We start from the raw sequence: 21,667 nt of genomic DNA on the forward strand, positions 1-21,667 counted from the left end.
CACGTTGATTTGTAAGATTCTAGGGGAAGCATAAAGGTGCTTCCCCTTCATTTTGGACAGTGAATCCGTCAGTGTTGGGACAATTAGTAACGTCAATTTCGGGACATAATAAAACGCCATTAACAGTAAATGATCAAATGTAACAATGTAATTCACTAAAAACATATGGTAATCAATATATTTTAGATAAATATACTAATCTACTAACTTAATAGATTGGATAAGTTTCTTATATTGTTTGTAAGAAGACCGTCCCTTACAAAAAGCGATAAAGACAACAGCTTAGCGAAATATCACTAAGCTGTTCTTTTCCCTATGGATCCTGTAGATATTGTTGGCAAAAATATTTTATAGAGGAACAATACCAATAGGGTTTATAGCATTTGTTTTTCCTGCATTCCAGGATCCTTTATGGAGCTCGAAATGTAAGTGTTGTCCAAAAGACTGGCCTGTATTTCCTTGGTAACCGATTTGTTGACCCTTCGAGACAGTTTGACCTGTACTTACTAATCTACTACTCATATGAGCATATACGGTGGTGTATACTTGTCCTTCAATAGAATGGGAGATAAAAACAACATTACCATAGCTCGATGAGTAGTACGAATTCATTACAACTCCGTCCGCTGCTGATACAACCGGTACTGTGCCTTTTTGTGCAATATCCACACCAAAATGATTAGCTCCCCATCTTGAACCAAATCCTGAAGTCAAAACTCCGCTGGTTGGTCTCGTAAAAGATCCATTTGAAACAGGAGGAGCTGAAACTGAAGGTGCGGAAGTAGCAGGTGCTGAAGCAGAAGTACCACCACCGCTACTTACAGCATTTTGAGCTTGTTTTGCTGCTTGATTCTTTTTCTCTAATTCAATAGCTTTTTGGATAGCGGATTCTTGAGAAGATAATAACTGTGCTTCTTCCTCAAGATTCATTTTATAATTTTCAAGTTCTTCTTCTTCAAGTTGTAAGGAAGCCATTAACTTATCTTTTTCCTCTTTTTGAGTATTTAAGTTTTGCTTCAATGTTTCTATTTCTTTAAGCATCACTTGGAGGCTTTCTGCTTTTTTTTCTAAGTCCCTTTTTGAGGTTTCCAACTGATCTTTATCTGCTTTATGTTCACGTAGGATATCTCTGTCAGCTTCCATTAAAGTTGCAACTAGTTCTACTCGATCGATAAACTCGCTGAAATCCCTAGCTCCTGTTAGCACATCAATATAGCTAATCATACTACCGTTCTCTTGAAAAGAACGGGCACGATTTTTGAGAAGTTCGTTACGCTTTGCTATTCTCTCTTCAAGTACCTTTATTTCCTCTTTCAATGCTGCAATTTGAGTTTCGGTTTCACTTATCTCCTTCTGTTTTGCAAGCATTTGTTCTTCAGCTTTTGTAATGGATGAGTCTAATTCCTTTATTTCAGCATCCAATTTTGCTTGTTCACTCTTTAGACTGTTAACTTTCTCTTCGGTTTCATCTATTTCTGATTCAACTGAATTTTGTTTGCTATCTATTTCACCCTTCTCTTCCTTTAAATCTTCTATTTTCGTAGTCTCAGCAAGTGCTTTTATTGGAGATTCAGATAATGTCACGCCCAAACTTATTAAAGATAGGACCGAAACTGATAATATTGTATTTTTCACCTTTTTTCTCACCTTTAACTATTAAATTTCATTTAATCAATATTCAAACATTATAGGGAAATATGTTAATTATTCGGTTATCTTGTCGTTTTATTGCCCTTGTTTAAATTTTATCATCTGTTTTTGTCGAATTCGCTGATAATTTTATTACAGTTTCTTTTCAAATCTGTCTATTGGATGACATTTGGATGCCTCCTTCACCTATGCCTTTATTTGTTAACTAGAAAACAATACTTGTTTTTTATGCCTGATGAAAATAAAAAGCCAAGATCGAGATTTTGATCTTGGCCTTTATGCTTATTAATAAGGTACTATAGTGATAATTCTTTCTTTTGAATCCTTCCAGCTAAATAAGCAATGGCAATTGATATAACGCTTAACCAAAACGTAAAATAACCTATTTGAGGCATGTAATTTCCTAATACTCCATACCATGGCATCATAGAGAAAACATAGTCTATCACATCATTATGAAGCGTCCAAACAGCTGCAATAGCTAAGTGCCATAATTTAAATCGATAAAAAGGCGCATACAATAGTCCTTGTATGGCCATTGCAGCATGAGAAACGATCAACATATATCCTGTCCAGTGAAGGTTGCCTGTTACTTTTAATGTAAGTATATTCATGACAACAGCCCATACCCCATACTTAAACAGGGTAACTATGGCTAACGCTTCAAAGAGTGGCCAATTCCTTTTAAGAAGGAATGCTCCCAATACAAATACAAAGAACAAACTAGCAGTTGGGCTGTCAGGGACAAAAATGATAAATTTAGCTGGGGTTTCAACTAGTTGATACTTGTACCAAATATAACCATAAACTGTTCCCAATATATTAATAATAAACAAAGCCCAGATAAACCATTTTTTTCCTAATAAATGATTAAATAAATACAATTCTGTCATCCTACTTTCTTGATATTTACCAAAAAATAAATAAATTTTAAAACTATACCCCGCTTCTAAATCAATAGTTTAAAAGCGGGGTAGTAGTTTTTCTGCTAGGATACTAATTGAAACCTTAATTTCCTATTCTTCTTCCTCATCTTTTTCCTCATCTTGCAAGGATTCTTCATTTAAATGGATAGCCTTTGAGTAATCTAGTGTAGAAGGGTCCGTCTTTTTAATGGAGTCTAGTTCGTGAAAACGAAGTAAGTCTCCATATACAACTTTATCGGACATTTCCAATTCACCTTTTACAATCTCACTATATTTCTGATATATGGTTTTATCTTGTACTTCTAGTCCAGTAAGGTTATCATAAATTTTCCCTTTAATAGATGTTACTTCTTCTGTGATAAAGTCTCCGTTTCTAAAGCTAACAATTCCATCTCTTTCTTTGGAGAGTAAATCATCCCCAAATGATACTTGATGTTTAGTATCAATTCCTAAAAGGTGTAGGACCGTTGGCCGGACATCAATCTGACCACCATAAGTGTCACTCATAAACCCTTTTAAACCTGGTGCATAAATGAATAGAGGAACCCTTTGTAATTGAGCTTGTTCAAAATCAGTTACCTCTTTGCCAATAACTTTTGACATAGCATTCTTGCGATTCTCCGAATTTCCATAATGGTCCCCATACATGACAACCATTGTATTCTTACTTAAGCCTGATGTATTTAGATCTTCAAAAAATTGTTTTAATGCCTCGTCAAGATAACGTGCTGTTTGAAAATATCTATCAACTGTTTTGTCACCTGTGTTAGCTGGTTCAATCGATTGATCCTCTTCATCTAATGGATATGGAAAATGGTTAGATAAGGTAATTAGTTTAGTATAAAATGGCTGTGGCAAACTTGTTAAATATGGAATGGTTTCTTTTAAAAATGGTTTATCTTCTAACCCGTAATTTAACACATTCTCCTCTACCATATTATAATACGTTGCATCATAGAACATATCGTATCCTAAAGACTTGTACATTGCTTCTCTATTCCAAAACGTCTTATAATTCCCATGAAATACTGCAGAATAGTATCCTTTGTCTTTAAGGATAGCTGGTAAACCTTGGTACGTATTTTGTGCTTTAGTTGTAAATACGGATCCTTGGGGAATAGGATATAAAGAATTTTCCATTAAAAATTCTGCATCAGATGTTTTCCCCTGGGCCGTTTGATGGAAAAAGTTTTTAAAATATATCGTATTTGGATCTCTTGTCAAAGAATTTAGGAACGGTGTTACCTCTTCACCATTTAATTTATAGTCAATTAGGAAGTTTTGGAATGACTCCATAGAAATATAAATCACATTCATACCCTTAGCAGACCCAAAATATTCAGGCTTTGGGCTTGTATAATTAGCATTGGTGTAATTCTCTACTGTTGTTATATCGTTACTGTCTGCCAATACTCTTTGTGCAGAGGACCGGGAATTTTGAATAATATCATATATGGTAAAATTATAAGCCCCTAGATATTTTACTAAGTAGTTTCTATCAAAAGTACGTGTTAGTAACTGTGGGCGGTCCAATTCTGCAAGTGCTATATTTGATGTTAAAATGATAAATCCTGTAATAAACACTGCAGTCAAAGATCGTCTTGGAAGTGCTTTTATAGGTTCAACCTTCTTCATAATTATGAGTAATAGTAGGATTATAGTGTCTGTAAAGTAAAAAATATCATAAGGGTGAAGAAGTGCCCCTACACTTCCTCCGAGATCTCCAAAATTTTGGGTCTGGAACAATACTGGTACGGTAATGAAATCACTAAAGAACCGATAATAAGCTACGTTCGCATATAATAAAAAGGATAAAAAAGCATTAATGGACAATAGTATCCATTGCTGTTTTCGACCTTTAAAGAACAAAGAGATACCTAAAAATATAACTGCTGAACTAATTGGATTTAACAACAGCAGAAATTGCTGCATTCCATTGCTTACACCTAAGTTAAATTCTCTGAGATAGACAAAATAAGTTTTTAACCATAATAAGACTACTGCTATAAAATATAGCTTCAATATTTTAAATGAAAATAACTCTAGTTTTCTTTGAAACATATAATAATATCCTCCTTGATCCGATGGGTTAATTTATAGTTCGAATAATATAAAAAATGATATTCATTACACGAAAAAAATATTAACCTTTGATCTATACCTATACAAATTCTCCACTCACAAATATTCGTTATCTACTTCTAAATTTTTTTAGGGGGATTTTTTATTATTAGGTTATTTGATGTTTACTTATTACTAGTATAAGTAAGAATATAAATATATGAATAATACCCCAATGCCAATACAATTTTTCCTTTTTCCCCTACTCTTACTTTCATCATTATGGTTTAGGTTCTTTTTCTTGTCTTAAAATGCATAAGACATAAAATAAGTATGCCATAATATTTTGAAGAAAGTGTGCAGATGAATTAATAATTTTAACTGGATTATTTTACTAGTTATCTTTTGTATGTTATGTAATTAGAGATTAAGTAACATGGTTAGCTAAGTGAATTTCTAATATGAGAATATCTATGTTTATGTATAATCTGCACAAATTTATCAAATTTAAAGTGTATACTCTTTTGAAAGGAATTTAAATAAGGTTAATAAGTTAATAATTCTCACATATTTCAAAGGAGCAAAGGGAAATGAAAACCATTTTATTAGTTGATGATGAATTGATGATGTTAGACTTATTATCTTTATATTTGACACCTGAAGGATATAAGTGTATCAAAATGACATCTGCAAAAGCTGCAATCCAGTATTTGGAGTCTAATCCGGTGGACTTAATTTTATTGGATATTATGATGCCTGAGATGGATGGTTGGGAGGCTTGTAAAGAAATTCGAAAGTATTGGAGTATCCCTATAATCATGCTAACTGCGATGAGTGAAAAATCGGATATTGTAAAGGGTTTAAAGTCTGGAGCTGATGACTATATTTCTAAACCTTTTGATGAGGATGAATTGACTGCTAGAATTGAAGCTATATTACGCAGACAAACGAGTGAAAATGGTAAAATCTCATTTAAAGGCCTGATTTTAGATCGTGACTCATATGTACTTCAATATTATGATACAGAAATCTCACTTACACCAAAAGAGTTTGGAATTCTAAGTTTGTTGTTAACTAATCAAGAAAAAGTATTTAGCCGTGAGCATTTAATCAATACTATTTGGGGTTTTGAAGTATTAACAGAAGACAGAACAATAGACTCGCATGTAAGGAACTTACGAGAAAAATTAAGGAAAGCAGGCTTTCCAATTGAGAATCATTTACTTACCATATGGGGAGTCGGATATAAATGGGCCGGAAAGGAAAATTGATGAATCATTTTTCTTAAGTAAAAAAGAAAGAAAAAAGACCAGTACATTATTCAACTGGTCTTTTTTCTATGTTTAATTCAAGTTACATGAGCTAAATTAGATTTAATTGGTTATTAGTAATAATATACTAAGAAGTTTATTTCAATACCTGTCTAATCGTTTCAATATTCTTTTCCATAACTGAAATATAATCTTCGTTATTTTTGACATCTTCTTCAGTCAGTGATTCTAAATTGTGAAGCGTTAATGTATCCGCACCGATTTCTCGTTTTATTACCTCTGCAACTCGATTTTCTACATTTTGTTCGAATAAAACATACTTTATATCTCGATTTTCAGCAACTTTAATAATTCCCTCTAAACTTTTTTGTGATGGTTCATTGCTTGGTGAAAGACCACTGATACCAACTTGTTCTAATCCGTAAGCATCTTGCCAATATCCATAAGCAGAATGAGAAACAATAAATGTCTTATTAGGAGACTGTTCAACCATCGATTTGAAAGATAAATCAAGTTGTTCTAGATCTTTCTTCAGTAGATTAAAATTCTCTTCAAAATACTCTTTTTGTTCTGGTTTCATCTCAACTAAGGCATTTTTAATATTCTCTGCTAGTTGAATTGACCTCTGTGGATCAAGCCATACATGGGGAACATTGTCACCTTCATTTTCATCTGCATGTTCCTCTTCCTCTTCTTCACTTTCAGTTTCATTTAAAGATTCAGATGAACTTATTAGACGGACTCCTTCGGAGGAGTTAATAATTTTCGTATCTTCATTCTTCATTGCGTTGATTACAGCATCTGTAAATCCTTCTATCCCAGTTCCTAAATAAATAAACATGTCACCTTCAGCTATTTTTATCATTGTTTTATTTGTTGGTTCAAAAGAATGGGCGTCTGCACCTGTCGGGACAATGTTTTCAACTTCCACAAACTCTCCGCCGATTTTTTCAGAAAAGTCTAAAAGCGGATAAATGGTTGTATATATTTTAAGTATTTCTTGGTTATTTGTTTCTTTATTATCGTCTTTAGAAGTCGATTCACTACATCCAACCAATAAAAGAATAATAAAAAAGAGTAAAGATACTAATTTTTTCATTCTTGGTCCTCCTCATATTTTTCGTAAATAGTAATCATTACGATTAATATACTATATCATAAATAAAATAAGTCAACATTATCATTGAAATATGCAGAAAATATGAAGGGAGAGACCAGGAATTAAAATAGATTTTTTAGAATTGCGTTATACCTGTTGTTGATTGAAGCTTAAGTTCCGCCGAAGTTCTTTTTCAAACTGCCCTTGAACATACAGAACTGTTTCTTTGTCAGTATTTGTTGGTAAAACAAATGGTTGTTTATATTGTTCAGGTCCCTTACCTGTAATTACGATCCAGTCGCCTGTTTTTCCCATTTGTTGAGCAGTCTGAATGGCGAGGGTTCTATCTAGAATAATTAAGCCTTTTTCAGGAGAGTTTTTACTTGTAAGATTCTCCATCATATGGAACATCTCATTGACCTTTTCGTTGTTTAGATCATCTATAGTCAAAATGTAATAATCGCTGATTTTTGACGACACCTCTACCATTTCAGCTCTCTTTGTTAAGTCACGCCCACCACGAAACCCAAAGATATGAATGATTCTTTTGGCACCGCACTTTTTGACAGTTTGTAGAATAAACTCAAAGGCATCTGCAGTATGAGCATAATCCACAACAAAGGTTGGACCCAAGTCATGTCTATAAATTTCAAATCTCCCAGGTACTCCTGGGAAAGAGTTTAAAGCAGATAATATACTCTCCTTTTGTATAGACATGAATCTAGCAGTAGAGTAAGCTAATGCAGCATTATATAAATTATAGAGCCCTGGTATAGGCAATTTAATTTCTACCGACTGATCTTCTTCTGTTAACAAAATAAAAGGATTTTTTGCACTTTCATAAGTAGTAATGATCAAATCGTTAGAGTTAGAAGTTCCTACCAAATAAGTTGTAATTTCCCTCTCTTGTAGTATCTTATAAAGCTTCATTCCCCAATGATTATCACCGTTAATAATGGCAAAACCACATGGTTTTAATTTTTCAAAAAGCAATGATTTTGCCAGAAAATATTCGTCCATTGACCCGTGGAAATCTAAATGCTCGTGATAAAGATTGGTGAATATACAATAATCAAATTTGATTCCCTCTAACCTATATTGAGCTAATCCATGGGAAGACACCTCCATTATTACAACCTGATCTTTGCTAGAATGTAATAACGAATTAAGTTTTATCGAACCGGGAGTTGTATTTTCAGAAACCAATTTTTTACCATTTATAATATTGTATATCGTTCCTATAACAGAACAGGTTATCCCATTTTTCTCTAAAATTTGTTGCAACATAAAACTTGTGGTTGTCTTTCCATTAGTACCAGTAATTCCAATCATTATTTTTTTACTACTAGGGTCATTGTAATAATTCTTAGCAATTATACCTAATGCCCTTCTACTGTTATCAACTTGTAGATAAGGAATTTCTAAATTGTCTATCTCTTTTTCTCCAATAACAATGGAAGCTCCAAAACTGACAGCATGTTCTATATAGTCATGACCATCAGAGCTATAACCACTCACTGCAACAAAAATATATCCACTTTTTACTTCTTTAGAATTATCTGCTATACCTGTTATGAAGATATCCTTATCCGAAATATTCGGATTATTTTTGACTTGTATTCCTTTAATCACATCCTGGAGTATCATTCGTCATTACACCTTCTTTCTATAATTAATCATTTTTAATAAAGTTGTAAGGGAAACGGACGGTACTAATCCCGAGGAAGCACAAGTATTTCAACCCTTCTATTTCTAGCTTTTCCTTCCTCAGTATCATTTGTTGCTATAGGCTTAAATTCTCCAAAACCTTTTACACTAAATAAACGAGGATCTAGCCCTTTATTATTAAGTAAGATTTTCATGAAATTCACTGCTCTCTTAACACTAAGTTCCCAGTTTGAATCAAAGTCTGCATATTGAATTGGTACGTTATCTGTATGGCCACTAATAACAATCTCCCTTGGTGTATCCATGATAAGTAACTCAGAAATATCTTTTGCAATTTCAATATTTTCTAATCGAATCTCAGCCGCTCCAGAATCGAATAACATATTATTATTAATGGTAATTAACAGACCCTCATCTGTTATCTGCGTTTCTAAACTCTTTTGTAGGTTCCTTTCATTAATGTAGGTTGTTACTTTATTTTGAATCTTTTCCAATTCATTTTGTTCTACATCCGTGGATAGGTTATTATTCTCATTCTTTTGTTTCTGCTGCTCTTGGGTAGTATCCTTTGACACTGAGTTGTTATTATCAGGTTCTGGATATTCCATTACACCCGTTCCACCTGTTAATACCTCGTTAAATGCTTGGGACATTGCATTGAATTTTTTTGCATCAATTGAACTCATTGAAAATAAAACAATAAACAAAGCAAGTAACAAGGTTAATAAATCTGCATAAGGAATTAGCCAGGACTCATCCACGTGATCATCATATTTGCCCTTCTTACGTTTTTTACTCATATTAATTTCTCCCGCTTTCAGCAAGTAATATGTTCCATCTCAATATAAAAAGTTGTTCTTAAGATAAAAAATAAAGTTATACAAAATAGATGAAATTTAAAATAACATATAATTGTGTAGATATTATGGAGATTTCAGATAAAATTCATCTTCCCTGTTTGGTAAATAATTGGATCAAAATAAATAAGGGGTGTCGAGTTTTAAGAGATTTGATCGTGGAAGGGGACAACTAAAAAAGTTTAGATAATCATTAAACAATGTGAAACTGCGAAGACCCAAAGGTTTAAGAAAAGGTAATTGTAGTAATAAGGAGGATAACAGGAAGGATGATATTAAATTCATAAAGTAACTTTGATAGCTGGATTTTATAGTATAGGTTAGCTATTGAAAGGGTAATTTTAATTGTAAATATATTGTATAAATAAGAGTATAAAGGAACCCAATTGTACTTCATATTTTTTTGAAAAGGCTTTATGAGTTATTCAATTTACCTCTATATTTTTAATCCTATTTGTCCATGTATTCAAGGATTTTATATACGCTTGCCAGGATCATCAATAGCAATAAGGAATAACTCCCAAGGTATAGTGTAAAATTAAAAAAATCCATCCAGTTCATAATGCAAACCTCTCATTTTTATTTTTTTATCAATGTATATAAAATAGTTAATCTATAAATAATCAATTTGCCTAATTTGAATGTTTTATACTCTTCCAAAATGTTTACCTACTATAAGCAGTATTGTTGAGTCCTTACAATAAATTATGATCATTTTCTCTCATTTTTTTGTATCTTTGAATATCTACAATTTTGTTGGATTGGCTATATGAGATATGACCATAATCCTTTCCTTTATTCATCAGTTTGATGAATTTTACAACTAATATGAGAACAATAACTAGGCTGATGACCCCCAACAATTTCATTTCTTCCTCTCCACCCCTTGAGATACTGCCATTCAATTTTTTCTTCCTATCAACCATATTGTATTTAAATAAGATATGGATATCGTTTATTGAGTATTAATTAATCAGATGTAGAAATGTTCTATATAAACTATACCAAGATAAATTGCAGATTTTATGCATTTAATTACTTCACATTTATTTTTTAGGGGGAGCAACAAAGTTTTTTTCTCCATATTTTTTTCATATTTTTTAGGTAAAATTTAAACAACCTAAATTATTCAAAGGAGTATCTAATATATGAAGACGATATTAATAGTTGATGATGAGCCACGGATGTTGGATTTGATTAGCTTATACCTAACGCCAGTTGGTTACAAATGTATAAAAATGAACCAGCCAAAGGAAGCACTTAAGTACCTATCACAGAATAAAGTTGACCTTGTTTTATTAGACATTATGATGCCTGAGATGGATGGATGGGAGACTTGTGTAGAGATAAAGAAGATTGTAGAAGTACCTATTATTATGATAACTGCACGGACAGATAAAGCAGATGTTGTTAAAGGTTTGAGTATAGGTGCAGATGACTATATATCTAAGCCGTTTGACGAAGAGGAATTATTAGCGAGGATAAATGCTGTACTTAGAAGGAACAATAATACTTCTAATAAAATCGTATTTAAAGGATTAGAATTAAATCCAGAGTCATATGAGTTGCGGCATAATAAAAATCTTATATCATTAACCCCAAAAGAACTTTCTATTTTGAGTTTGTTTCTAACAAATCGTAATAAAGTTTTTACACGTGATCATCTGATTACCACTATTTGGGGTCATGGAGTAAATACAGATGACAGAACGATAGACTCCCATGTAAGAAATATAAGAGATAAATTAAGAACATCTAGTTTCCCTGTGGACGATCATTTAAGCACTGTTTGGGGAGTTGGTTATAAGTGGTCTGACTAAATAAAACTTAATGCGTTTAAAAAATTCTGAACCATCGGATTATCTAGGTTTATTGAAGAAATGGACACATTTAATGTGAATAGGTGGCATAGTTTCGTAACGGAACTATGCTTTTTCAATTGAATATAATACATACTTTCAATATTTTTATTACAAAAAAGACACAATTCCAATACACAAACAAAAAAATAGAACATGCATTCTTAGTGCATGTTCTAATCTGGCATAAGGTTTTGAGATTAACTAGTATATGATATGAACAATTGAATATAGAATATTTAGCCAAGCACATGAACAGTCAAAATACATTTAGTATACTGAATTACTTATCATTCCTGGTTAATACCCTTACCTAAATTAACTATACTTTCCCAATCCGCTCCATTGTTTTTGCTAACATATACATTGATCTGATCTGTAGCAATAGCAATCTCATCGGGGTTATTATAGTTATTAGTAATATACATAATGTTACCATCTATATTTTTAGGAAGATCAACATTCATTACCTCTTTGTTATTTAAACCTATTTTGATTATTTTTTTCTCATCAGTATTTTGACCAACAATTAATTCATCTTGACTAGAGATAGTTCCAGTACTTGCTATTATGTCATCTGATAGTAATTGAAAGGATTCTCCATAATCATTAGATAAATATAGGCCTTTATCTGTCCCAATGACCACCACTCCTTTTTGTGTAGGGTGTGCTATGATTGTTCTGGGGTTTCCTGTAAGTCCGTTTAAGTCCATCTCATTCCAAGATTTAGCTTTATCCTTTGAATAGTAAAATCCTGCTTCCTTCATCTTTGAATTTGGTTCAGGTGTATAAACATATAAGTCTTCCGTTTCATAGCCTACCGTTAAAGAATGGAAATCAACTTCCCCGTGTAAATCCACCACGTCTATAGTCTTACCATTATCCTGACTCTTTACGATCCCCAGAGGGTTTTTTAAACTTGATGTAGGGCCAGGGTGTCCACTACTATAGAACCCATTTTTTATAGGTGAATAACCCATATAATCATTTTTCTCACCATCAGGTGTAGTCCATTTTCCATCACTATATTCCCTTAATCCGTCATGTACAGCTGCAACTAACTTTGTACCATCTGAAGAAAAACTTAAACCATGTAGATCAGGGAAGCTAATACTCTCTGTTTTATTTTTTGGAATGAATATTAATCCAATAAAAACCACCATAATTCCTAAAAGTAGCCACCCTAATCCATTTTTACTCTTTTTTTGCATTTTCTTTCTAGACATAAACTTTGCCTCCTACCTCTTACTTTCAAGGACAATAATACATTTAAAGTGTGCATTTTCTATGAATTCTTATTACTAATATTGTCCTTTTTCGAAAAGAATGGAGAATATTGAAAACTAGCATTATACCTAATTCCCACTACCACTAACCTCTTCTGCTTTCCAAAAATATTCACTAAATACTTCAGCAAAAGCTTCTATAGAATGATCTAGCTCCATACTATTATTTTCTACACCACCAAATTCAAGAAGCATAGATTGGCTAGATAGATCTTGATTATAAACTCCATTCCCATCATCTTTTGTCTTAATAAAGACACCTCTACTAATTCCTGGGTATTTTTCTTCAAGTTTCTGATTGAGTTCTTTGGCTAGAGCAAGGTTACGTTCGTAGTTTTTATTTTCCTTACCTACAATAAAAAATAACCTTGCATAGTCTTTTCCGTTTATTTTGGTTGTTGTAAGCTCTCTATTTTGAGAGTCTCTATGAATATCGATCAAATATTGAATAGATTCCTCTTGTGCCATAGCCTCTTGAACCAGTTCTCTCGAGAGAATGTAGGATTGATTGTAATTCCAGTTCTTCTTTTTTAATTCTTCTGTCACATTAGCTTTACTTTGACTCGCACCTATCCCACGTTCAGCTAGTTCTTCCTTAAGTTTATTACCAACCGCAATAACATTTTTGGTTTCTGCAAGACTTACTGCTTCATTTGCAGTCTTATTTCCTTCTAAAAGCGGCAAGAATGCTTCCCAACTATGAGAATGATAAATGAATACTGCATCTTTCTCAGTCTTTAAGGATGGTGTATTAACTGGGGGATTCTCCTCACTATTTGATTTCGCAATCTCGGCTTCTGATTGCTCTCTTTCTTTTAATAAAATCTCTAAGGGAGGTGGAGACTCCATTGGCAATGTGGTTAAATTTGTACCTATACCAGCAACAGCGATTTCTGTATTAAAGGTTAAAAATCCAGGTAGCTCTCTCCCGAGAAAGGTTCTAATGTCTTCTGGCCAAATATTAAGAACTGTTGAAAGTAGTACCTTTGGTAAAGGGGTATCCGCTTGGTCGGTATTAGGACTATATAGACTAATTTCAGATGCGATAACATCTATGAAAAATTCTGTCGAAACATCTTCAAAAGATCTAGAAAGCCAACTATAGGAAAATTTATATTTTAAATCAAACAGACTTGTTATTAAAATGATACTAAACAGAATCATAAAAAATCCTAAATATATAGATTGGAGCTTTAATATACCAGGCACTTTTATCACTTTTATATACTTCATAACAACCTCCGTCATTTAAATTGTGCTTAGTATAATCTATTATTTTTATTAAAAAATAGAATTAATTTCTGTATTTTAGTAGTTTTTCCCCAATGCAATAATCTATTTAAAACAGAAAAATTAAATTGGACAAAAAATAACCTACTGAAAAATCAGTAGGTTAATAAGTAGTTTTTTATATTTATCGTTGAGTTTTCCAATTACGAAGAAACAAGGTGTTTCCTACGACAGAGACCGAACTAAACGCCATTGCTCCACCAGCTAGGATTGGATTAAGAAGACCCATCGCAGCTACCGGTATTAAAACAATGTTATAAGCAAATGCCCAGAAAAGGTTTTGACGTATCTTTCTCATAGTGGTCTTTGATAGGCTAATTATATCTACTATTCCCAATAAATCTCCGCGCATTAAAGTGATATCGGCAGCTTCAATGGCTACATCTGTTCCAGTTCCTATGGCAATACCTACATCAGCTGCAGCAAGGGCAGGAGCATCATTAATTCCATCTCCAACCATTGCAACGATCTTTCCTTCTTGTTTAAGCTTTTCTACCTCAGCCGATTTATCTTCTGGAAGCACCTCTGCAAGAACTCGATCGACTCCTACTTGTCTTGCGATCGCTTCTGCAGTGAGACGATTGTCCCCTGTTATCATAATAACTTCAATTCCAAGTTCTTTCATCCGTTTTATTGCTTCTGCTGAGCTCTCTTTAACTGTATCTGCAACAGCAATGATTGCTTCAAGCCTTCCTTCTATTGCAATTAGCATAGCTGTTTTTCCTTCGCCTTCTAGATTCTCCATTCTACCAAGGGCATTTTCAATATTAATTTTATTTTTAGCCATTAACTTTTTATTTCCAATCAAAATATTTTTTTCCTTAATTTCAACTTGAATTCCATGCCCCGGAATGGCGTTGAAGTTTGTTCCATCTATCAATTGGTAGCCTTTTTCCTTGGCTCTATTAACAATGGCTTCACCAAGTGGATGTTCTGAACCTTTTTCTGCGGAAGCAGCTAGTTGTAGTATTTCTTCTTCAGAGTAAATACCATAGGTTACAATATCAGTAACATCTGGTTCTCCTTTAGTAATGGTTCCTGTCTTATCTAAGACAATCGTGGTTAGACGCTGAGAATTTTGGAGATGCTCTGCTCCTTTAATTAAGAGACCATTTTCAGCGCCTTTCCCGGTACCAACCATTACTGCTGTCGGTGTTGCTAATCCTAAAGCACACGGACAGGCTATGACAAGTACGGCGATAGTACTAACCAGTGCTGGGGTAAATCCTACTAAGAAATAGGTAATTATAAACGTTGCTATAGCGATTAAAATTACTATCGGTACAAAAACTCCAGAGATTTTATCTGCGAGTTGTTGGATCGGTGCTTTCGACCCTTGTGCCTCTTCAACAAGCTTAATGATTTGGGATAACGCTGTGTCTTTGCCAACTTTAGTGGCTCTAAATTTAAACGAACCATGTTTGTTAACTGTAGCACCAATCACAGTATCTCCGTATTTTTTACTAACTGGCATGCTCTCACCCGTTAGCATAGATTCATCTATTGTAGTCGTCCCCTCTATAATTTCACCATCAACAGGAACTTTTTCCCCTGCACGAACAAATATCACATCACCCAGTTGAACATCCTCAATAGGAATATCAATTTCTTCATTGTCTCTAATTACACATGCGGTCTTAGCCTGAAGTCCCATCAATTTCTTTATCGCTTCCGAAGTTTGCCCTTTAGCACGCGTTTCAAGTAGCTTACCAAGAACAATCAGTGTCATGACAATTACTGCAGCTTCAAAATATAAAAATTGACTCGTTCCCATAATCGTAACAATTAAACTATAAAAATAGGCTGCTGATGTACCAAGAACGACTAATACAGCCATATTAGAACTTCCGCCCCTTACGGCGTTAAATGCATCACGGTAATAGTGGCCACCTACATAGAATTGTACTGGAGTGGCAAGTAAAAACTGAATCCAGGGATTCATATGAAAGAATCCACCACTTCCATACTCCATTGTAAAGTCGGAAATCATTTGCGCTAAGAAAAATAGCGAAAGAAAAGCCCCAACCATAAATTTTATTTTTTGTTTTTTATAGGAAGCTTCCCGTATACTTTTTTCATAGTCTTCATCAACCTCTCCGATTACCTTAGCATCATATCCTGCTTTTTTAACAGCTGTAATTAGCTGATCAACATTGGTCTTTCCAGGAATATACTCAACTGTTGCTTTCTCCGTTGCAAGGTTTACGGCTGCTTGTGTTACTCCTTCGATTTTACTTAAACCTTTTTCAATCCTAGTTGCACAGGCAGCACATGTCATTCCTAGGATGTTAAACTTTACTTTTTCCTCTTGAACTCCATAACCAATCTTTTTGACTCTAGATATAATGTCATCAATTGACACCTCTGAAGGTTCATATGATACAGATGCTTTCTCTGTTGCAAGGTTTACACTAGCTTTTTGGACCCCAGGTATTTTATTTATGTTCTTCTCAATCCGGTTAGCACAAGCTGCACATGTCATACCAGTGATATTTAACAAGACATTTTCCATGGCGACATTATGAGGTTGATTTTTTAATTTTGCTATTTCTGTCATGTCCTCTTTCCTCCTAACTAATTTACACACAATGTTCTTATTTTTAGTAAATTTTAAATGACGGTACAATTTTGTTTAAACTGATAACATCATTCTTCTAACATCAATCTAGATATAAATTTTCGTTAAAGACTGGGAAGTCAAACGCTTCAGTATCTCCTGTCTTGACAATGTCTTTTTAGCATAAATTCTTTTCTGATTAAGACTTGTTATTAATTCATCAATAGTGGGAATATTACTGTTATCTTTTTCCTTTGACATGTTTCTTCACCTTCCATACCTGTGTGGGGTATATATTTTTAAAAAAGAGAACGTGCTTACATTAGCACGACCTCCTTCTCCATTCTTAGATTACATCATAACCCTGTTCATCAATGGTCCTTTTTATCGTTTCAAGATTTATATCATTTGAACTATATTCTATCTCAACGGTTCCTTCCTTAAGGTGAACTTTGACCAAAGAGACACCTTCTAGTTCATTTACACTACCTTCAATCGAATTTACACAATGACCACAAGACATCCCCTGAACTTTAAGTGTTACCTTTTCCATTAGATCTCGTCTCCTTTATGGTTTTAGTTTGAATTATATTCTTAACTTACTTATATTATATGATACCCTAGTATGGTATGTAAAGTGAATGTTCTGTGACAAAAATATGGGGTTTTTATGATGTTTTAAAATAAAAAGAGGAGCTGTTTTCTATAAGAAAACAACTCCTCTTCTTCATATTAGACATTATTCAACTGGTGAAAGTTCGCTTTCAGTAACCCATTGGTGATTGGTTACTCTTTCACCACCAGTAGTAGGTGTAAAATCGATCATATAGACGGTTGTCTCTTCTGCTGAGTCAATTACAGCCTTAGCTCCATCCATGCCATCCATATGTTCTGCATTAATTGTTACTTCAGCGCCCGTTTCTAGAGGCTGTTCACCAGCATCAGGAATTTCTTCGTGAATAACCCACTTATGGTTTTCTACTGGTTCTCCACCATTTGTTGGGGTATATGAAATGGCATATGCAACCGTATCATAAGCACCGACAATAGTTGCTTCAGCACCTTCCATACCTTCCATATGAGCATCTTTGATGATTGCTTTACTTCCGACTTTATATGTTGGATTTTCTGATACCTTTAACCCTTCAGGCACTTCTCCTGTACCAGAATGATCCATGTCCATGCTTTCTTCCGATCCAGAATCATCGTTTTCTTCAGTTTCTGAACCCATATCCATATTTGAGTGATCCATGTTTTCCATACCCTCATCCTGGTTGGAATCACTCTCCTCATTACCAGCACACGCAGCTAAGGTGATTACTGTAAGTAGAGAAACTAGCGCTAGCAATATTTTTTTACTTTTCAGCATAATATAAAATCCTCCCTTATTTAAACTACGAGCATAGTATATACAATAAATTTGCAAAAAATATGCAGATTCCTAATGTTTACAATTAATTTCCTTTTTTTTATATAGATTTAGCGGATTTGTTATTTGAAAAGCCTTTCCAACGTCTAATTCCTATAATAAATACTGCAATACCAATTAGGAGTAATGACAATACTTGTGCAATTCGTAATGAATCAGTCAACATTAGACTATCAGTCCGTAATCCCTCGATGAAAAACCTTCCAATAGAGTACCAAATAATGTAAGAAAAGAATAATTCACCACGATAAAGTGGGAACTTCCTTAGTATGATCAATAATGAGAAACCTAATAAACTCCATAAGGACTCATACAAAAACGTGGGGTGGTAATATGAACCTCCAATATACATCTGATTAATAATGAAGTCTGGGAGATTTAGATTTTCTAAAAAGCTTCTTGTAACTGCTGTTCCATGGGCTTCTTGATTCATAAAATTTCCCCATCGACCAATTGCTTGCCCGAGAATAATACTTGGCGCGGCAATATCAGCAAGTTTCCAAAATGAAACATTCTTTTTCTTTGCGAATATAACAGCGGTTATGATTCCTCCAATTAAAGCCCCATGAATAGCAATTCCGCCCTGCCAAATCGCTAAGATTTCACTTGGATTCTTTACATAGTAATCCCATTTAAATAACACGTAGTATATTCTTGCACTTATAATGGCTATTGGAATTGCCCATAATAATAAATCTGAAAATATATCCTTATTGAGTCCTGATTTTTCAGCTTCTTTCGTCGCAAGAAACCACCCTAAAAATATGCCGAATCCAATAATAATACCATACCAATAGATTGTTATTGGCCCCAAATCTAAAGCTACTCTACTTAACGGTTGGATACTACCCATATATATCTCTCCCTAAGTTAGTTATATATTTACTTTATTAATGATACAAAAAGAATATGGAGAAAGTATGCAAATATCACAATATAAGAATATGTTATTGCTTTCGCCAAATAAAATGGTCATCGAAAAAATTCCGATAACCAATACATTGCTTTTTATAGAATTTATCTTTTTTCTTTTAGTACAAAATTAATTAAGGAATATACTATATAATCCGATTGCACCTACTACTAAAACCCAAATGGCAAAGAATTTAAAGGGGGAAATTTTTTTTCTATTATTAGACTTTCCTTTACAACAACTCACTGTAGTCTCAACTCGCTTCTTTATTTGTTTACCTTACAGTTGGATTTAATATAGATATATACACATTTCCATTCTCCACATATGGGCTAAACATATCTAACGGTCTTGGTGGTGGCCCACCTACATTTACTCCGTATTCATCGTACTGACCACCATGACAAGGACAATAATAACGAATGCCCTCCCTCTATAAATGTTGATTTATCAACGGTTTGACCCGTTGGTGGAGTGTCAAAAAAATATTTTTCGACACGAATCCTAATAAATTTTTCATAATTTGTGAAACTATTCCAATGTATGGGTACGCTACGCGGTCACTACTGGATAATGATGGAAAGTAGTGCTCTGGAATTATGCGATGCACAATGGATCTCTGCGTAGCTTATGATGACGTACCCTCCCATGTCTCTGGGCATCTAAGTGCCTACATTCCTTCGTTCGGTCTAGTCATAAGGCAGAGGCTAGCGAAGCTCCTTTAGGGACTCGAGGTCGGATGGGGAAAATATTGCCAGCTTCTCCGTGTCATCCTGTTGTCTAGGTCTATAAGGGGATGTAGACTCTACATAGCCTCTGCGAGACTAGGAATATCCTTCATCATTCGCTGTGCGTCAAAAGCTTTGTGCTTTGTACTTATTCCATGTAAGACTTTTAATAGTTTTCCGCATAGAACCACAATAGATTGCTTCTTCCTTAACGGGTTAACCTTACGGTTAGTGTAATATTCATGCAGCTTTCGAAAGGCTTCATTATGGCGAACCATTGGCATCATTACTCGGAAAAGGAGGGCACGTAGCTTTCTCCTTCCCCGTTTGGAGATATGTTTTTGCCCTTTGTGCTGGCCGGAAGAGTTTTCACGTAAAGTTAATCCCGCAAGTTTAATGATTTGGCGTGGATCTTTATAGTGTGAAAAGCTTCCGATTTCGGCCAACAAATCAACGATTGTGGTATCACCCAGTCCTTGAACCGTTGAGAGCCATTCGTACTCTACAGACGTTTGTACAAGCGTGACTAATTGCTGTGTAATGCTTTCAATTTCTTGTTCCAACTGGTTGTAACGGCGAACGAGCGTGGCAATTTCAATACGGGCCATCTCACGTCCTTCTGTTACTCCGATGGAGTTAGAACTGACTTCAATAAGTTGTATTGCTTTTGGTCTTTGGGGAGATTTTAGCCCCTCAACCTGTCGGTAAAGTGATAAGATTTCATCTGGCTGCTTTTGAAATAGATCACTTGGAAATGGAGTACATTCAAGTACAGCCAGTGCCATTTTTCCGAATGACGGAAACACCTGAGTGAATTCTGGAAAATATCGATCTAACCAGCGAATCATCATATTTTTGACAGCACCTAATTCCTCTGTCAACTTACCTCTAAATGTTGACCCAACACGAAGCTCCGCCTCAATGTCTTTCAAAATACGTGGATAACTAAAGCGTCCATCTTTTATGAGACGAGCGATCACCAGTGCATCTTTGCGATCATGTTTGGTTGGTAAATTGTCGTCCAACTCTTTTGAGCGCTTGACGTGCAAAGGATTAGCCATTGCGAGGGGAATGCCTCGTTCCTCAAGGAAATAGGCTAAATTAAGCCAGTAATGGCCAGTAGGTTCAATCCCTACGATGACTTCTGTTTTTTCGTGTTCTTTCATCGCAGTTAGAATACGATGATAAAAATGCTGGAAACCATCATTAGATTGTAATATAGAAAATGATTTTTGGAGCACTCGCCCACGATCATCTACAAAGCAGGCGAAATGTTTTCGCTTTGCAATGTCGATTCCGACAACGAGTGTTTTTTCAGTGACTTGATTTATTTTATGGTTTTGTTTAAAATCCATTATGGAGTCCTCCTTGGTTAACAAATTAGGGGTCAATTTCTGCAGATTTTGACACCCCGTATCATACCAAGAGGGCTCTTTTTTGTTCAAGTCCCCGAAAATCCTTCTAACAGGAATGCTCCTTTTGCAAATTCTCATCAGCATCACCTACAACACAACCCAGATGCGTACAAATAGGAGACAAAATAAGTAAATTATTATCTTCTGAATACTTGTTTATATAAACAAATCCCTCCATTTTTTGTTCGGTCCAAGCATCTTTTATATTTACTTTATAAGGCACCTTTTTGGGAAATAGCCCTTTATTAAGTTCAGTTAGGGGACCTAGGTTAACCATAGAATCTGTATCCAAAGATAATTCTTTATTACTACATGCGCTTAATCCAAGAGGTACAATAGATATTACAATTAAACTCGTAGTTCCTTTCAACGATTTACTAATAAAGTCTCTTCTGTTTAACAAAAATGCTTCCCTCCCCAGTAACCGATCTTGTAACTATATTATGAAGGTGGGTAGATTATAGAAACCGTGAATTAGTGTTAACAGATGTTTTAAATTATTTTATGACTCTTTTTTTACTAATGAAGAAAGTCACTAGTGTTGCATTAATTTAATTTCACTATTAAAAATACTCAAAATGTTCAACTTTATTATATTGTGCAAAGAAAAAGTCCTTTATAATGGATAAGTCAGGTGGTAACCCGTCCAAATCCACTA

At 34.2% G+C, this 21,667-nt stretch carries 17 protein-coding genes; 2 read left to right on the forward strand and 15 right to left on the reverse strand.

Translation table 11 applies throughout. The features are described 5' to 3' along the window. Positions 1-348: 348 nt before the first annotated feature. The 3 genes from ACFFHF_RS13205 to ltaS all read right to left on the reverse strand — a co-directional run bounded on the left by ACFFHF_RS13205 (position 349) and on the right by ltaS (position 4,637). Entirely contained in the window at positions 349-1,635 is a 1,287-nt protein-coding gene (locus ACFFHF_RS13205; RefSeq protein WP_340906670.1) for a murein hydrolase activator EnvC family protein, read from the reverse strand. Positions 1,636-1,946: 311 nt separating this feature from the next. Beyond that, entirely contained in the window at positions 1,947-2,534 is a 588-nt protein-coding gene (lhaT, locus tag ACFFHF_RS13210) for a lipoprotein heptaprenylglyceryl N-acetyltransferase LhaT (protein ID WP_512700633.1), read from the reverse strand. Positions 2,535-2,666: 132 nt separating this feature from the next. Continuing rightward, entirely contained in the window at positions 2,667-4,637 is a 1,971-nt protein-coding gene (gene ltaS / locus ACFFHF_RS13215; RefSeq protein ID WP_160548491.1) for a lipoteichoic acid synthase, read from the reverse strand. A gap of 590 nt (positions 4,638-5,227) precedes the next feature. Here ltaS and ACFFHF_RS13220 point away from each other — a divergent pair. Continuing rightward, a complete protein-coding gene (locus tag ACFFHF_RS13220; protein ID WP_160548489.1) occupies positions 5,228-5,908 on the forward strand; it encodes a response regulator in 681 nt (226 codons plus the stop codon). A 136-nt stretch (positions 5,909-6,044) separates the two neighbouring features. On the opposite strand, the gene ACFFHF_RS13225 is transcribed toward ACFFHF_RS13220, so the two are convergent. The 4 genes from ACFFHF_RS13225 to ACFFHF_RS13240 form a co-directional block, all read right to left on the reverse strand. After that, entirely contained in the window at positions 6,045-7,007 is a 963-nt protein-coding gene (locus tag ACFFHF_RS13225; protein ID WP_340906665.1) for a metal ABC transporter solute-binding protein, Zn/Mn family, read from the reverse strand. Positions 7,008-7,154: 147 nt separating this feature from the next. Beyond that, on the reverse strand, positions 7,155-8,654 hold the full coding sequence (locus ACFFHF_RS13230; RefSeq protein WP_340906664.1) for a UDP-N-acetylmuramoyl-L-alanyl-D-glutamate--2,6-diaminopimelate ligase: 1,500 nt from the start codon (positions 8,652-8,654) through the stop codon (positions 7,155-7,157). A 65-nt stretch (positions 8,655-8,719) separates the two neighbouring features. Next, entirely contained in the window at positions 8,720-9,475 is a 756-nt protein-coding gene (gene motB / locus ACFFHF_RS13235) for a flagellar motor protein MotB (RefSeq protein WP_160548486.1), read from the reverse strand. Between the two features lie 752 nt (positions 9,476-10,227). Next, positions 10,228-10,401, reverse strand: a complete 174-nt coding sequence (locus ACFFHF_RS13240; protein ID WP_160548485.1) for a hypothetical protein — start codon at positions 10,399-10,401, stop codon at positions 10,228-10,230. A gap of 279 nt (positions 10,402-10,680) precedes the next feature. On the opposite strand from ACFFHF_RS13240, the gene ACFFHF_RS13245 reads away from it, so the two are divergent. Then, complete coding sequence (locus ACFFHF_RS13245; RefSeq protein WP_160549373.1) at positions 10,681-11,352, forward strand: response regulator; 672 nt, start codon at positions 10,681-10,683, stop codon at positions 11,350-11,352. 329 nt (positions 11,353-11,681) lie between these two features. Here ACFFHF_RS13245 and ACFFHF_RS13250 read toward each other — a convergent pair whose 3' ends face one another. The 8 genes from ACFFHF_RS13250 to ACFFHF_RS13285 all read right to left on the reverse strand — a co-directional run bounded on the left by ACFFHF_RS13250 (position 11,682) and on the right by ACFFHF_RS13285 (position 21,412). Beyond that, positions 11,682-12,617, reverse strand: a complete 936-nt coding sequence (locus ACFFHF_RS13250) for a F510_1955 family glycosylhydrolase (RefSeq protein ID WP_160549372.1) — start codon at positions 12,615-12,617, stop codon at positions 11,682-11,684. Positions 12,618-12,746: 129 nt separating this feature from the next. Next, complete coding sequence (gene spoIIP / locus ACFFHF_RS13255) at positions 12,747-13,910, reverse strand: stage II sporulation protein P (RefSeq protein ID WP_377058353.1); 1,164 nt, start codon at positions 13,908-13,910, stop codon at positions 12,747-12,749. Between the two features lie 181 nt (positions 13,911-14,091). Further along, complete coding sequence (locus ACFFHF_RS13260; RefSeq protein ID WP_340906660.1) at positions 14,092-16,524, reverse strand: heavy metal translocating P-type ATPase; 2,433 nt, start codon at positions 16,522-16,524, stop codon at positions 14,092-14,094. Between the two features lie 346 nt (positions 16,525-16,870). After that, entirely contained in the window at positions 16,871-17,077 is a 207-nt protein-coding gene (gene copZ, locus ACFFHF_RS13265) for a copper chaperone CopZ (RefSeq protein ID WP_160549370.1), read from the reverse strand. Between the two features lie 186 nt (positions 17,078-17,263). Further along, the gene (locus tag ACFFHF_RS13270; RefSeq protein ID WP_160549369.1) at positions 17,264-17,893 is read right to left on the reverse strand and encodes a YdhK family protein; all 630 of its coding nucleotides are present in this window, start codon (positions 17,891-17,893) and stop codon (positions 17,264-17,266) included. Positions 17,894-17,993: 100 nt separating this feature from the next. Beyond that, positions 17,994-18,806 carry a prolipoprotein diacylglyceryl transferase gene (gene lgt / locus ACFFHF_RS13275; RefSeq protein WP_377058354.1) on the reverse strand — a complete coding sequence of 271 codons (813 nt, stop codon included), beginning with the start codon at positions 18,804-18,806 and terminating at the stop codon, positions 17,994-17,996. A gap of 865 nt (positions 18,807-19,671) precedes the next feature. Then, positions 19,672-20,949 (reverse strand): IS110 family RNA-guided transposase, encoded by a 1,278-nt coding sequence (locus ACFFHF_RS13280; RefSeq protein WP_377058355.1) that lies wholly within the window; start codon positions 20,947-20,949, stop codon positions 19,672-19,674. A gap of 106 nt (positions 20,950-21,055) precedes the next feature. Next, on the reverse strand, positions 21,056-21,412 hold the full coding sequence (locus ACFFHF_RS13285; RefSeq protein WP_377058356.1) for a hypothetical protein: 357 nt from the start codon (positions 21,410-21,412) through the stop codon (positions 21,056-21,058). Positions 21,413-21,667 lie beyond the last annotated feature (255 nt).

The sequence above is a fragment of the Robertmurraya beringensis genome, assembly GCF_042433785.1.
In the GTDB taxonomy this organism is placed as follows: domain Bacteria; phylum Bacillota; class Bacilli; order Bacillales; family Cytobacillaceae; genus Robertmurraya_A; species Robertmurraya_A beringensis.

What these genes read in the sequence shown, in the direction of transcription:
- spoIIP (WP_377058353.1), bottom strand. Translation starts at nt 13,910, where the DNA reads ATGAAGTATATAAAAGTGATAAAAGTGCCTGGTATATTAAAGCTCCAA.
- ACFFHF_RS13220 (WP_160548489.1), top strand. Translation starts at nt 5,228, where the DNA reads ATGAAAACCATTTTATTAGTTGATGATGAATTGATGATGTTAGACTTA.
- ACFFHF_RS13250 (WP_160549372.1), bottom strand. Translation starts at nt 12,617, where the DNA reads ATGTCTAGAAAGAAAATGCAAAAAAAGAGTAAAAATGGATTAGGGTGG.
- ACFFHF_RS13225 (WP_340906665.1), bottom strand. Translation starts at nt 7,007, where the DNA reads ATGAAAAAATTAGTATCTTTACTCTTTTTTATTATTCTTTTATTGGTT.
- ltaS (WP_160548491.1), bottom strand. Translation starts at nt 4,637, where the DNA reads ATGTTTCAAAGAAAACTAGAGTTATTTTCATTTAAAATATTGAAGCTA.
- ACFFHF_RS13230 (WP_340906664.1), bottom strand. Translation starts at nt 8,654, where the DNA reads ATGATACTCCAGGATGTGATTAAAGGAATACAAGTCAAAAATAATCCG.
- lgt (WP_377058354.1), bottom strand. Translation starts at nt 18,806, where the DNA reads ATGGGTAGTATCCAACCGTTAAGTAGAGTAGCTTTAGATTTGGGGCCA.
- ACFFHF_RS13280 (WP_377058355.1), bottom strand. Translation starts at nt 20,949, where the DNA reads ATGGATTTTAAACAAAACCATAAAATAAATCAAGTCACTGAAAAAACA.
- motB (WP_160548486.1), bottom strand. Translation starts at nt 9,475, where the DNA reads ATGAGTAAAAAACGTAAGAAGGGCAAATATGATGATCACGTGGATGAG.
- ACFFHF_RS13270 (WP_160549369.1), bottom strand. Translation starts at nt 17,893, where the DNA reads ATGCTGAAAAGTAAAAAAATATTGCTAGCGCTAGTTTCTCTACTTACA.
- ACFFHF_RS13240 (WP_160548485.1), bottom strand. Translation starts at nt 10,401, where the DNA reads ATGAAATTGTTGGGGGTCATCAGCCTAGTTATTGTTCTCATATTAGTT.
- copZ (WP_160549370.1), bottom strand. Translation starts at nt 17,077, where the DNA reads ATGGAAAAGGTAACACTTAAAGTTCAGGGGATGTCTTGTGGTCATTGT.
- ACFFHF_RS13260 (WP_340906660.1), bottom strand. Translation starts at nt 16,524, where the DNA reads ATGACAGAAATAGCAAAATTAAAAAATCAACCTCATAATGTCGCCATG.
- ACFFHF_RS13245 (WP_160549373.1), top strand. Translation starts at nt 10,681, where the DNA reads ATGAAGACGATATTAATAGTTGATGATGAGCCACGGATGTTGGATTTG.